A 12,655-nucleotide genomic window follows, 5' to 3' on the forward strand; every position below is an offset into this window, starting at 1 on the left:
TGAGACGTCAAGATGCGGTGAAGCACTCATCATCGATCTTGCCAGATCGATCTCCGGCTGGCTTGATCGCGCCCGACCTGATGCCAGGAGGAAAAGCATGGCCGCCGCAGATTATTATGAAGTTCTTGATCCGCGTTTCGCGCGGCTGTTCAATTCCAACGCGCAAGTGGAGAAGCTGTTCACCGGATGCCAGTGGGCGGAGGGGCCAGCCTGGTTCGCCGCCGGCCGATATGTCGTCTGGTCCGACATCCCCAACAACCGCATGCTGCGCTACGACGAGACCGACGGCAATGTCAGCGTCTTCCGTCAGCCGTCCGGCAATTCCAATGGCAACACCGTCGACCGGCAGGGCCGGCTGGTGACCTGCGAGCACTCGGGCCGCCGTGTCAGCCGCACCGAGTTTGACGGTTCGGTCACCACCATCGCCGCCAAATGGCGTGGCAAGCGGCTGAATTCGCCCAACGATGCGGTGGTGAAGTCGGATGGCTCGATCTGGTTCACCGATCCGAGCTACGGCATCGACACCGACTATGAGGGCGACAAGGCCGAAAGCGAGATCGGCGCCTGCTACGTCTACCGGGTCGATCCCGGCACGGGCGAGGTCGAGGCCGTCATCACCGACATGGTCAGGCCCAACGGCCTTGCCTTCTCGCTCGACGAGAGCAAGCTCTATGTCGTCGACACCGGCCGCACGCATGGCGCGCAAGATCCTGCCCATATGCGGGTATTCAATGTCGGCAAGGGCGGCAAGAAGGTTTCCGGCGAAAAGGTCTTCGCCGACTGCACGGCCGGCATGTTCGACGGCTTCAGGCTCGATGAGGACGGCCGCATCTGGACCAGTGCGGCCGACGGCATCCACTGCTACGATCCGGACGGGACGCTGATCGGCAAGGTCAAGGTGCCGGAGGTCACCGCCAATTGCGTGTTCGGCGGCAACAAGCTGAATTGCCTCTATATCGCCGGCACCACGTCGCTCTATATGGTGAGGCTGATGGTCAACGGCGCCAAGACCTATTGAGCGACCGTCAACAACATCGAAGGGGAGGACGCCATGCCATTCGTGAGCATCCGCATCGTCAAGGAAGTGATTGCCGCTGACCCGGCGGGCAAGAAGGCGGACATAGCCAAAAGGGTCACGGCGGCCATCATGGACGCCACCGGACTGGGCAATGACGATGTCTGGGTGGTCTTCGAGGAGGTCAACGCCCGCGACTGGTACGTCGGCAAGACCGATGTCGAGACGCTGAGAAGCAAGAAGTAGCCTCAGCGGTCGGCGATGAAGCCCGCGAAAGCGGACAGCACATCGCGCATTGCCAGTCGGTTTTCCGGCTCAGCCAGGATGTTCTCCACCTCCGGCGGCTTCTTGCCGAGCAGGGCGATCTCCAGCACATCTTCGCAAAGCGCGAACGACATGGTGCGCATGACCTCGGTCAGCGCGGCGCGGGCAAACAGCGAACGCGGCGAGGCGTGCACCAGCATGGCGGGCTTCTCGACGGCGGCGTCGCGCGACACCAGCCAGTCGAGGGCGTTCTTCAGCCCGCCCGGCACGCCATGGGCATATTCCGGACAGGAGACAATGACGCCATCGGCTTGAGTGACGGCGTCGATCAGCACGGAGGCTTCTTGCGGCGTCCGCTCGCCCTCGTCGTCGGGATTGAAGATCGGCAGGCGGCCAAGTCCACCATAGACGGTGACGTGGCAGCCGGGCGGGGCGTTGCGCGCCAGTGCCGCGACCAGTGCGGAATTGGTGGAGGCCGCCCGCAGGCTGCCGGAAATGGCGAGGATTTCGATCAAGGGAGAGCGGCCGGATACAGGTGAATCGTGACGCGAAAAACTACCACAAGGTCTTGCGGTAATCCTGGTCCAGCTCGCTGTCGATGCTGCCGGCAGTCTCTGCCAGCGCCAGTTGGTCGCGCAGGATCTGGCCGAGCGTCGGCAGCGTTGCGCGGTCGTACCAGGTTTCCGGCTTCCACAGATCCGAGCGCATGAAGGCCTTGGCGCAATGCATGTAGGCGGCCTTGACGGTGACCACGACGACGCTTTGTGGTTCCTTGCCGTCGACGGCGAGCCGTTCGCGCAAGGTCGCGTCGACGGTGATGCGGGCGTCGCCGTTGACGCGCAGCGTCTCGTTCATGCCGGGAATGAGGAAGAGCAGCCCGACCGACGGGTTGAGGAGGATGTTCTCCAGCGAGTCGAGCCGGTTGTTGCCGGGCCGGTCGGGAATAGCGATGGTCGTGTCGTCGAGCACGGCGGCGAAGCCCGGTTTGTCGCCCTTCGGCGTCACGTCGGCATTGCCGGCGCCGTCGGATGAGCCGATCAGCACGAACGGGCTCTTGCCGATGAAGGAGCGGCAATGGCCGTCGAGCGCCTTCAATTCCTTGCGGATAGAGCCGTCGGTCGGTCGCGGCGTCTTGTAGATCGTCCTCAGCTCATCGCGCGTGGTGACGAATTCCATGACCCTCTCCCTGGAGCGGTTCATCGTTTCACGAAAACGCAGAACCGCTCTTTCTCTTTGTTTGACGCAATTCCGGACGGAAAACCGTTACACACTTTTCCTGGAATTGCTCTATTTCCCGGCCTTCTCTTCTTTCCCGGCTTTCTCGTCGAGCGAATGGTGCAGGATCAGCGGCATCTGGCTGAAGGTGAATAGAAGCGTGATCGGCATGATGCCCCAGACCTTGAAGGTAACCCAGGCGTCGGTGGAAAAATTCCGCCACACCACTTCATTGGCAAGGGCCAGGAACAGGAAGAATAGACCCCAGCGGAAGGTCAGCTTCCTCCAGCCCTCGGCGTCGAGGCTGAAGGCCGAATCGAAGACATAGCCGAGCAGCGATCTGCCGAAGTAGAGACCGCCGAGCAGCACGCCGCCGAACAGCGTGTTGACGATGGTCGGCTTCATCTTGATGAAGATGTCGTCCTGCAGATAGAGCGTCAGCGCGCCGAAGATGAAGACGACGACGCCCGACACCATCGGCATGATCGGCAAGGTGCGCATCAGCAGCCATGAGGCGATCAGCGCGATCGCGGTGGCGGCCATGAACAGGCCGGTGGCGACGAAGATCGGGCCGCCCAATTCGGCCAGGACAGGGAATTTCCGCACCAGCCATTCGCCGCGCGCATTGGCGAAGAAAAACACCATCAACGGCCCCAGTTCCAGCACCAGCTTGAGCAGCGGATTGACGCCTTCCTTCTTCTCTTTTTGCGGGTCGGACGGATCGCGTTCGAGAATGGGTGGGTTCATAGACTTTCTTTCTTACGCATAATCTGATCCAAAAAGTCTGCAACTTTTTGGGATATGCTTGTTAGGCAACTCCGGCGATCGCCCTGGCGAATTCGCTTGCCGAAAAAGGTTCGAGGTCATCGACCTGTTCGCCGACGCCGATGAAATAGACCGGCAGTTTGTGCTTTGCCGCGATCGCCACCAGAATACCGCCACGCGCCGTGCCGTCCAGCTTGGTCATCACCAGGCCGTTGACGCCGGCGACATTGCGGAAGATCTCGACCTGGTTGAGCGCGTTCTGGCCGGTGGTGGCGTCTACCGTCTGCAAAACGGTGTGCGGCGCTTCCGGGTCGAGCTTGCCCAGCACGCGGACGATCTTTTCGAGCTCGGCCATCAGCTCGGTCTTGTTCTGCAGGCGGCCGGCGGTGTCGATGATCAGCACGTCGGAGCCGGCTTCTTTTGCTCGTTCGAAGGCGTCATAGGCCAGCCCCGCGGCATCGGCGCCGATCTTGGAGGCGATGACCGGTGATTTCGTCCGCTCGCCCCAGATCTTCAATTGCTCGATCGCGGCGGCACGGAACGTGTCGCCGGCGGCGAGCATCACCGACAGGCCGCCATCGGTCAGTTTTGCCGCCAGCTTGCCGATGGTGGTGGTCTTGCCGGTGCCGTTGACGCCGACCACCAGAATGACATGCGGCTTGTGCGAGAGATCGAGTTCCAGCGGCATGGCGACGTGGGCCAGCACCTTTTCCACCTCGGCCGCCATGATGGCGCGCACTTCCGCCTCGGAAACATCCTTGCCGTAGCGGCTGGAAGCCAGCGCATCGGTGACGCGCAGCGCGGTTTCCATGCCGAGATCGGCGCGGATCAGCACATCCTCGAGGTCCTGCAGGGTCTCTTCGTCCAGCTTGCGCTTGGTGAAGACGCCGGCGATGTTGCCGGTGAGCTCGCGCGACGAACGGGCAAGCCCATCCCTCATGCGCTGGAACCACGAGCGCCTCGGCGCCGGTTCCGGCGCTTTCTGCGGTTCGGCCTTCTGCTCGACCTTCTTGGTGACGGTCACCTTGCCGGGAGCGGGAACGGGTTTTGGCGCCGGTTGCGGGACGGCCTGAGGTTCGGGCGCGACCTCGGCAATGACAGGCTGTGCTTCAATCGGAGCCGGCTGGCGAATGGGCGGCGAAACTTCGGCCGGCGGGATTTCGGGCGCCGGCGTTTCGGCGGGAGTCTCGACCGGCGGTGCCGGCACTTCGACTGGCGCAGGTTCTGGCTGTTTCTCCGGTTGCGGCACGATTTCCGGCCGCTCCGGCTCCGGAATTTCGCGCGGCTCCGGTGCAGGAACCGGCTCCGGCACCACAGGCGCGGGTGGGATTTCCTCTGGCGCAGGCTCCTCGGCGGGCGCTTCCGGTTCAACCGGCTGCGGCTCTTCAACCGGGGCAGGCTCAGGCCGGATTTCCGGCTCGGGCGGAATGATCGGTGCCGGCTCGGGCGCTGGTTCCTCGACAGGCGCCGGCTCCGACGGCACTTCCGGCTCGGCCGGCAGTGTCGGTACAATTTCCGCCTCGGGCTGCGGCTCGTCGCGCTTCAGAAATTCCGGAACAACCTGTTCGGACGCCGGCTTCAGCGCATCGAGCGCTTCCCATTTGATCGGCGGCAGCGGGGCGGTCTCGTCGACCGGTTCCTCGACCACTTCCTTCTTGCCGAACGAAAATATCTTCTTGAAAAAACCAGCCATGCTTTGCGGTCTCAGGCGGCGCGGGCGGCAAGCGGCGCCGCGATCAGCCGGGCGCCATCGTGGCCGGTGATATCGGCCGCGACGATCTCACCCGGCACGCCCGCGCCGAGTGCGGCAAGCGTAAAACCTTCGGTGCGGCCAAGACCGTCACGCTCGATCAGGATCGACTGGCGCGTTCCGGAAAGCGACGACAGATGGCGCCGATACGCAGCTTCACCCGCGGCGCGCAACCGGGCGGCGCGCTGCTTGACCAATTCGCGCCGCACCTGCGGCATACGCGCGGCGGGCGTGCCTTCGCGTGGGCTGAACGGGAAGACATGCAGATGGGTCAGTCCGCATTCCTCGACGATTTTTTCCGAGTTTTCGAACATCTCATCCGTTTCGGTCGGGAAGCCGGCGATGATGTCGGCGCCGAAGACGATGCCGGGGCGCAATTTGCGCACATCCTCGCAGAAGCGGATCGACTGATCGCGCAGATGGCGGCGCTTCATGCGCTTCAGGATCATGTCGTCGCCGGACTGGAGCGACAGATGCAGATGCGGCATCAGCCGCGGCTCGGTGGCGATGGCGTCGAGCAAATCGTCGTCGGCCTCGATCGAATCGATCGAGGACAGCCGCAGCCGCTTCACATCGGGCACCTGCTTGAGGATTGTTTTCACAAGCTTGCCGAGCTTTGGCGCACCCGGCAGGTCGGCGCCAAAACTGGTCATGTCGACGCCGGTCAGCACGATCTCGGCATAGCCATTGCCGGCGAGCCGCTTGACCTGCTCGACCACGGCGCCCATCGGCACCGAGCGCGAATTGCCGCGACCATAGGGAATGATGCAGAAGGTGCAGCGGTGGTCGCAGCCGTTCTGCACCTGGACGAAGGCGCGCGCCCTGCCCTCGATGGCGTCGACCATGTGGCCGGCGGTCTCGCGCACCGAAAAGATGTCGTTGACGCGTGCCTTCTCGGTGTCGTTGACGCCGAAATCCGGCAGCGCCCGATAGGAGTTCGCCTTCAGCTTCTCCTCATTGCCAAGCACGAGGTCGACCTCGTCCATGGCGGCGAAATTCTGCGGCTCGGTCTGCGCGGCGCAGCCGGTGACGATGATGCGCGCTTCGGGGTTGTCGCGGCGCGCCTTGCGGATCGCCTGCTTTGCCTGGCGTACCGCCTCGCCGGTCACGGCGCAGGTGTTGAAGATCACGGCGCCGCCTTCCAGCGCGCCAAGGCCGGCGCTTTCCGCCTCGCGCCGCATCACCTCGGACTCATAGGTGTTCAGCCGGCAGCCGAAGGTGACGACATCGATACCCTTGGAGAGGGAGGCCATCAGGCCGCGCTTTCGGTGTCGCGGGCCCAGGTGCCGGTCGACGGATCGAAGCTGCCGGAAAATTCCCATTCGGCGGCACCGGTGAGGATGACGTGGTCGTCGCCGCGCCATTCGACATGCAGCGAGCCGCCGCCGGGCGTCACCAGGCTGACGCTGCGGCCGGTCCGGTTGGTGCGGGCCGCGGCGACCACCGATGCGCATGCGGCGGAGCCGCAGGCCTTGGTCAGGCCGGCGCCGCGCTCCCAGGTGCGGATGACCATGGTGTCGGGCGAGGTGACCTCAGCGATGGTGATGTTGGCGCGCTCGGGAAACATCGGATGGTTCTCGAGCAGCGGCCCGAAGCGGTCGAGCTCATAGGACCAGACGTCGCGGTCGACCCAGAATATGGCGTGCGGGTTACCCATCGAGACCACCGAGGGCGAATGCAGCACCGGCGCGTCGATCGGACCGATCTGCAGCTCGATCATGCGGGTATCGTGGAACTCCTCGGCCAGTGGAATGTCCTGCCAACCGAAACGCGGTATGCCCATGTCGACCGAGATTGACCCGTCGGCATGTTCGCGTGCGTTGAGGATGCCGGCGACGGTCTCGAAGGTGAAGGTCTTCTGGCCGGTTTCTGCGGCGAGCGCCTGGACGACGCAGCGCATGCCGTTGCCGCAGGCCTGAGCCTTGGAGCCGTCGGAATTCAAGATGTCGATGAAAAAGGCGGTGCCCGGCGTCCGGGCGTCGTGGATCGCCATGATCTGGTCGAACCTGGTCGCGGCATCGGCGTTCAGCGCAATGGCGGCAGCCGGCGTCACCCGATCGGCACGGCTACGCATGTCGGCAACGATGATCTCGTTGCCGATGCCGTTCATCTTGGCGAAAGGGGCAGTGCTGGCCATTGCTCCGCGAATTCCGTGTCCGTTTGGCGCTATATGGCGGAAACGAGCGGGAATTACCAGTGCAGAGCAGGGTTACGTCACTGCGAAGATGCCAAGCACGACGAGCAGGAAGATGACCAGAACGATGCCGATGAGGATGCGCGCGCCGGTGGCGGCGGCTCCTGCCAGCGCCGGCATGCCGAGCAGGCTCGCCGCCGCGGCGACGATCAGCAGAATGATGACCCATTTGATCATGGAGAGGCTCCCAGCCAAATTGCGTTGGGGAAGCACGCGTTTCAGCAATCTGGGTTCCTTGGCGGGCTGCTTGGCTAGATGGCGGGCACGTCCCAGACCTCGCCGGGCCGCAAGGCACGAAAGCGCTGCCGCGGGATGCCTTGATCGTCGAGCGCCTCGGTCAATTTCCGCGCCGGCTCGTCGATCGGTTCGTCGGTGAGCCGGAAGGTGCCCCAGTGGCAGCCGGCGGCATAGGCGGCGTTGCACAGTTTCATGCCTTGCACGGCTTCTTCCGGATTCTGATGCTGCGGCGCCATGAACCAGCGCGGCTCATAGGCGCCGATCGGCAGGATGGCGAAGCGGAAGCCGCCATGCTTCTCAGCCATCAGCCGGTAGTTGATGCCATCGTGGAAGCCGGTGTCGCCGGCGAAATAGACCTTGCCATTCGGCGTCTCGATGACGAAGCCGGCCCACAGCGCCATGCGTCGGTCGCGGGCGCCACGCGCCGACCAGTGATGCACCGGCTCGACATGGACGGCGACGCCGTTGCCGATCTCGACCCTGTCGCCCCAGTCATGCGCCGACAGCCGCATCCCGGGAACTGCTTCGCCAATCAGGGCATCGTTGCCGAGCGGGGTGATCACCAGCGGGTCGTGGCTGGCCTTCAGCTGCTTCAGCGTGGCGAGGTCGAGATGGTCGTAATGGTTGTGGCTGACCAGAACGAGGTTGATCGGCGGCAGGTCGGCGAAGGCAATGCCTGGCGGCATGATGCGTTTTGGCCCGGCGAAGGCGAGCGGCGATGCGCGCGGAGACCAGACCGGATCGGTGAGGATGTTCAGGCCGGCCGTCTGGATCAGCAAGGTGGAATGGCCGACCATGGTCACTTGCAGCGCGGCGCTTTCGACCCGTGCCGCCGGTTTTGCCTGCGGAAAAGAGCGCGGAGCGGTCGCCGGCCATTTCGAGCGCTTGCCACTCAACTGCCATTTCAGCAAGTCGGCGAAGCGGCCGGGTGGCTGGCCGTCGGGATTGAAGAACAAGGTGCCGTCGAAATGATCGCTGGGCGGGCCGCTGTAGTAGCGGTTGGCAGCTCTCTTTCTCGCGGCCAATTTTGCAGCTCCGGCAGGTTTCGGTTTCCAAGAGATAGGACCAATGCCGGCCGGCGCAAGCATTTGGAAGACCGCAAGCGCGGCTTCCGGCTTGCCGGGTGCCGGGGGCCGCACCGATCCCAAGGGTTGGAGCGACACGCGGCCAGTGCCGCCAGGATTGCGATAAATTTGCAACAGATCTTGCTGCAAACCGTATTTTAACCATATCGGGTTGAAATTTCGCCACCTTCTCCATCTTGGTGGAGGTGAGATTGTGCGGACGGCGTCCCCGAGCCGGATCCGACGGAGGTTGGAATGATTTTTTCGAAAAGCGGCCTGGTGGCCGTATCGCTGGCGGCGCTCGTTGCGAGTGGCTGTTCGACCTCACGCTTCTCGTCGATGGATGACCAGCAGCCGGCACCGCTGCAGCCGGCACCGGCAGGCCAGGTGACCGCCAATCAGCTGCCGCCGCCAGCAGCACCGGGCGCCACCGACCCGTCGAAATTCCCGACCGCGCCGGCGAATACGCAGGTTGCGTCCTTGCCGCCGGACGGCTCGGCGCCCGCCGGCGCCACGGATCTGACCGCGGCCGCCGTCGCCGGTGTCTGGAATGCCAGCGTTTCGGGCCAGAGCTGCAAGGTGGCGACGCCGCAGACCAAGTTCGGCGCCGGCTTCCGCGCTGGACCGTTGCACTGCCCGGCGCCGATCGACGGCATCAAGTCGTGGAATGTCGCCGGCAAGCAGCTGACGCTCTATGACGAGAATGGCGGCACGCTGGCGCGGCTCTATTCGTCGGGCGGCTCAAAATTCGACGGCCAGACTTCCAACGGCCAGGCGATTTCGCTTACAAGATAGGCTGACCCGCCCCCTATTTGTTTTTACGCAATTCCGGATGGAAAACCGCTACACACTTTTCCTGGAATTGCTCTAGAACGACGTGATCGATGCATCTGCGTGACGGCCTCCAGACCCATGCGACCGTCAGGCAGCGCTACGACCATCTGGTGGAAACCGGCGCGATCGAACGCGATCCGGCGCAGGAACGGATCGCCGCCGCGCTCGACCGGCTGACCGACGAGATCTCGGCCAAGCGGCTGGCGCAGAAGTCCAGCGCGCTTGGATGGCTGTTTGCCCGCAAGCGCGAGACGCATGAGGCCGTCAAAGGCCTCTACATCCATGGCGGCGTCGGCCGCGGCAAGACCATGCTGATGGACATGTTCTTCGAATTGCTGCCGGTGCGGCGCAAGCGCCGCGTCCACTTCAACGACTTCATGGCCGATGTGCAGGACCGCATCCAGAAGCACCGGCAGGCGCGCAAGAACGGCTCGGTCAAGGAAGACGATCCGATCCCGCCGGTGGCCAAGGCGCTTGCGGAGCAGGCCTGGGTGCTGTGCTTCGACGAGTTCTCGGTCACCGACATTGCCGACGCCATGATCCTGTCGCGGCTGTTTTCGGCGCTGTTTGCCAGTGGCGTGGTGCTGGTCGCCACCTCGAATGTGGCGCCGGAAAACCTCTATGGCGATGGGCTGAACCGGCAGCTTTTCCTGCCGTTCATCGGCATACTGGAGCGGCATGCGCGGGTGCTGTCGCTCGACGCCGACAAGGACTACCGGCTGGAAAAGCTCGCCCGCACACCGGTCTATGTCACGCCGGCCGATGCGGCGGCCGACCAGATGCTCGACGAGGCCTGGCAAACCATGACGCACGGTGCGCCGACGGCCGAGACCTCGCTGACCCTCAAGGGACGGCAGGTGGTCGTGCCGGCTGCTGCCGGCGATGCGGCGCGGTTTTCCTTTGCCGATCTCTGCGAAAAGCCGCATGGCGCCCGCGATTTCCTGGCGATTGCCGGCCGCTTCTCGACCGTCTTCATCGATCATATCCCGGTGCTCGGCGAAGGCAAGCGCAACGAGGCCAAGCGCTTCATCCTGTTGATCGACACGCTCTACGATCATCATGTGCGGCTGGTGGTCAGCGCCGAGGCCCCGCCGCCGCAGCTCTATGTGGCAAAGCGCGGCGTCGAGGTCTTCGAGTTCGAACGCACGGCATCACGCCTGATCGAGATGCAAAGCCGTGACTGGCTGGAGGATTGGGCGGAACGGCAGCAGGTCAAGGGTCAGACAAAGAAGCCGGAAGGCCGGCACGGGGAGTCTCCTGTCGCTACGGCCTGAGCCTTTCAAGCGGGTGGCAAAGTTCCGGCAACAACTGTGTAGTGATCGACGAATTCGGATTTCTCCAGGAGGTAGCGATCGTCTTCCGGATAGTAGCGGGCCAGTTCCGGTGCATCGCCGGCAAAGCTTCGCACGGCGTCCATCGATGACCACCAGCTCAACGTGACGACCTCCGTCGACCCATCGCCACGATCGCGCATAAGCATCTGGAAGCCGCGATTGCCTGTCGTAGCCGCGTAATCAAGGCCCCCTGTCCTCTCGACATAGGCGGCATAGGCAGCGCGATCCTGTGTGCGGATGACGGACGACCAGCGGCGCAGAATGAGCGGTTCTGTTTCGGTCATGGCTAACTCCTTGTTGTCGTGGCCGCAAAGCGAATCCACCTGCAATGGTCTAGAGCCTGTAAATGTACATCACGAACGGCTCGGCCACCGAATTGCGCGAGTCATAGAGCGCGCGGGCGGCGAGATTGTCCGGCTCGGTGCCGACCCAGGCCTCCTCACAGCCATGCTCGCGACCAATCGCGAACATGGCGTCGAGCATGTCTTGCGCGATGCCCTGGCGCTGAAAGGCGGGCGATACGCCGACCTCGTCGATATAGAGTTCGCTGACCTTGTCGGGATGGCGGTGGACGACGGCCGCGCATTGTCCGACGACCAAGCCATCGGCGAGCGCCACGATCATGAAATGGCCGGGTTCGCGGAGATAGGCTGCCAACCGATCCGGCCTGACCGGCTCGTCGAACACATTTTCGGCGACCTGCATCACAAGGGCGTCATCGCCGGGGAACAGCCTTCTGATTTCCATCTTCATTGTGTAAATTCTCCCAAGTCGGCTTACAAACTTTGACGTTTACGTAAGTCCCGATCTATCTAACCGATTGAAAATGCTGGCTCCGAAATAATCGTTTGAATTTATCTTGCACCAAGGCTATTGGGTGCGGCGAAAACTCGCGGTTTCCTCGCAGCATTCCGGCCTCTTCCTCGACGCCGCCAACCAAGTCGCCAAGGATTTGGGCGTCGTCACTGACAAAGGGAAAATATCCTGACATGGCACGCAACAAGATAGCGCTTATCGGCTCTGGCATGATCGGCGGCACGCTCGCCCACATGATCGGTCTGAAGGACCTCGGCGACGTGGTGCTGTTCGATATCGCCGAGGGTATCCCGCAGGGCAAGGGGCTCGATATCGCGCAGTCGTCGCCGGTCGATGGGTTCGACAGCCGCCTCACCGGCGTCAACGACTATGCCGGCATCGAGGGCGCCGATGTCTGCATCGTCACCGCCGGCGTGCCGCGCAAGCCGGGCATGAGCCGCGACGACCTGCTCGGCATCAATCTCAAGGTCATGGAACAGGTCGGCGCCGGCCTGAAAAAATATGCACCGAAGGCCTTCGTCATCTGCATCACCAACCCGCTCGACGCCATGGTCTGGGCGCTGCAGAAGTTCTCCGGCCTGCCCAACAGCCATGTCGTCGGCATGGCCGGCGTGCTCGACAGTTCGCGCTTCCGCTATTTCCTGGCCGAGGAGTTCAAGGTCTCGGTCGAGGACGTCACTGCCTTCGTGCTCGGCGGCCACGGCGATTCCATGGTGCCGATGATCCGCTATTCGACGGTTTCCGGCATCCCGCTGCCCGACCTGATCAAGATGGGCTGGACCTCGAAGGAAAAGCTCGACCAGATCGTCCAGCGCACCCGCGATGGCGGTGCCGAGATCGTCGGCCTGCTCAAGACCGGCTCGGCCTATTACGCGCCGGCCGCCTCGGCGATCTCGATGGCGGAAGCCTATCTCAAGGACAAGAAGCGCGTGCTGCCCTGTGCGGCGTACCTCTCCGGCCAGTATGGCGTCAAGAACACCTATGTCGGCGTTCCCGTGGTGATCGGCGCCGGCGGCGTCGAGCGCATCATCGAGATCGACCTCAACAAGAGCGAGCAGAAGATGTTCGACGCTTCGGTGGCGACGGTGCAGGGCCTGACCGAGGCCTGCGTCAAGATCGCGCCGCATCTCGCCTCGAAGTGACCCCCCAGCAGTCGACCCGGAGACA

General features: G+C 63.5%; 15 protein-coding genes. 5 read left to right on the forward strand and 10 right to left on the reverse strand.

Annotated features, from left to right (window positions below):
* Nucleotides 1-97 precede the first annotated feature (97 nt).
* Together B5V02_RS10360 and B5V02_RS10365 are read left to right on the forward strand one after the other, a co-directional pair.
* Nucleotides 98-1,018 (forward strand): SMP-30/gluconolactonase/LRE family protein, encoded by a 921-nt coding sequence (locus tag B5V02_RS10360; protein WP_111544123.1) that lies wholly within the window; start codon nucleotides 98-100, stop codon nucleotides 1,016-1,018.
* A gap of 33 nt (nucleotides 1,019-1,051) precedes the next feature.
* A complete protein-coding gene (locus B5V02_RS10365; protein ID WP_111544124.1) occupies nucleotides 1,052-1,261 on the forward strand; it encodes a tautomerase family protein in 210 nt (69 codons plus the stop codon).
* A 2-nt stretch (nucleotides 1,262-1,263) separates the two neighbouring features.
* Here the strand turns inward: B5V02_RS10365 and B5V02_RS10370 are convergent, their stop codons facing one another.
* From B5V02_RS10370 to B5V02_RS10405, 8 genes are all read right to left on the reverse strand, one after another.
* Complete coding sequence (locus tag B5V02_RS10370; RefSeq protein ID WP_111544125.1) at nucleotides 1,264-1,794, reverse strand: NADPH-dependent FMN reductase; 531 nt, start codon at nucleotides 1,792-1,794, stop codon at nucleotides 1,264-1,266.
* A gap of 40 nt (nucleotides 1,795-1,834) precedes the next feature.
* A complete protein-coding gene (locus B5V02_RS10375; RefSeq protein ID WP_111544126.1) occupies nucleotides 1,835-2,455 on the reverse strand; it encodes a pyridoxamine 5'-phosphate oxidase family protein in 621 nt (206 codons plus the stop codon).
* A gap of 111 nt (nucleotides 2,456-2,566) precedes the next feature.
* A complete protein-coding gene (locus tag B5V02_RS10380) occupies nucleotides 2,567-3,241 on the reverse strand; it encodes a septation protein A (RefSeq protein WP_111544127.1) in 675 nt (224 codons plus the stop codon).
* Between the two features lie 61 nt (nucleotides 3,242-3,302).
* Nucleotides 3,303-4,952 (reverse strand): signal recognition particle-docking protein FtsY, encoded by a 1,650-nt coding sequence (ftsY, locus tag B5V02_RS10385; protein WP_111544128.1) that lies wholly within the window; start codon nucleotides 4,950-4,952, stop codon nucleotides 3,303-3,305.
* 11 nt (nucleotides 4,953-4,963) lie between these two features.
* Complete coding sequence (gene mtaB / locus B5V02_RS10390; RefSeq protein WP_111544129.1) at nucleotides 4,964-6,262, reverse strand: tRNA (N(6)-L-threonylcarbamoyladenosine(37)-C(2))-methylthiotransferase MtaB; 1,299 nt, start codon at nucleotides 6,260-6,262, stop codon at nucleotides 4,964-4,966.
* Nucleotides 6,262-7,146: a diaminopimelate epimerase gene (dapF, locus tag B5V02_RS10395; RefSeq protein ID WP_111544130.1), complete on the reverse strand. Its 885-nt coding sequence runs from the start codon at nucleotides 7,144-7,146 to the stop codon at nucleotides 6,262-6,264. The genes mtaB and dapF overlap by 1 nt, the downstream gene beginning before the upstream one ends.
* Before the next feature lie 72 nt (nucleotides 7,147-7,218).
* Nucleotides 7,219-7,380, reverse strand: coding sequence for a DUF1328 family protein (locus tag B5V02_RS10400; RefSeq protein ID WP_111544131.1), 162 nt, complete (start codon nucleotides 7,378-7,380; stop codon nucleotides 7,219-7,221).
* A 74-nt stretch (nucleotides 7,381-7,454) separates the two neighbouring features.
* On the reverse strand, nucleotides 7,455-8,465 hold the full coding sequence (locus B5V02_RS10405) for an MBL fold metallo-hydrolase (RefSeq protein ID WP_111544168.1): 1,011 nt from the start codon (nucleotides 8,463-8,465) through the stop codon (nucleotides 7,455-7,457).
* A 294-nt stretch (nucleotides 8,466-8,759) separates the two neighbouring features.
* Between B5V02_RS10405 and B5V02_RS10410 the strand changes: the two genes are divergently transcribed.
* Nucleotides 8,760-9,299, forward strand: a complete 540-nt coding sequence (locus B5V02_RS10410; protein ID WP_111544132.1) for a protease inhibitor Inh/omp19 family protein — start codon at nucleotides 8,760-8,762, stop codon at nucleotides 9,297-9,299.
* A gap of 89 nt (nucleotides 9,300-9,388) precedes the next feature.
* Nucleotides 9,389-10,612, forward strand: a complete 1,224-nt coding sequence (gene zapE, locus B5V02_RS10415) for a cell division protein ZapE (protein ID WP_111544133.1) — start codon at nucleotides 9,389-9,391, stop codon at nucleotides 10,610-10,612.
* Between the two features lie 5 nt (nucleotides 10,613-10,617).
* Here the strand turns inward: zapE and B5V02_RS10420 are convergent, their stop codons facing one another.
* Together B5V02_RS10420 and B5V02_RS10425 are read right to left on the reverse strand one after the other, a co-directional pair.
* The gene (locus tag B5V02_RS10420) at nucleotides 10,618-10,956 is read right to left on the reverse strand and encodes a hypothetical protein (protein WP_111544169.1); all 339 of its coding nucleotides are present in this window, start codon (nucleotides 10,954-10,956) and stop codon (nucleotides 10,618-10,620) included.
* Between the two features lie 49 nt (nucleotides 10,957-11,005).
* A complete protein-coding gene (locus B5V02_RS10425; RefSeq protein ID WP_111544134.1) occupies nucleotides 11,006-11,425 on the reverse strand; it encodes a GNAT family N-acetyltransferase in 420 nt (139 codons plus the stop codon).
* A gap of 236 nt (nucleotides 11,426-11,661) precedes the next feature.
* Between B5V02_RS10425 and mdh the strand changes: the two genes are divergently transcribed.
* Nucleotides 11,662-12,630 carry a malate dehydrogenase gene (gene mdh, locus B5V02_RS10430; protein ID WP_111544135.1) on the forward strand — a complete coding sequence of 323 codons (969 nt, stop codon included), beginning with the start codon at nucleotides 11,662-11,664 and terminating at the stop codon, nucleotides 12,628-12,630.
* The last annotated feature ends 25 nt before the right edge of the window (nucleotides 12,631-12,655 follow it).

The sequence above is a fragment of the Mesorhizobium kowhaii genome, from assembly GCF_003253745.1.
In the GTDB taxonomy this organism is placed as follows: domain Bacteria; phylum Pseudomonadota; class Alphaproteobacteria; order Rhizobiales; family Rhizobiaceae; genus Mesorhizobium; species Mesorhizobium kowhaii.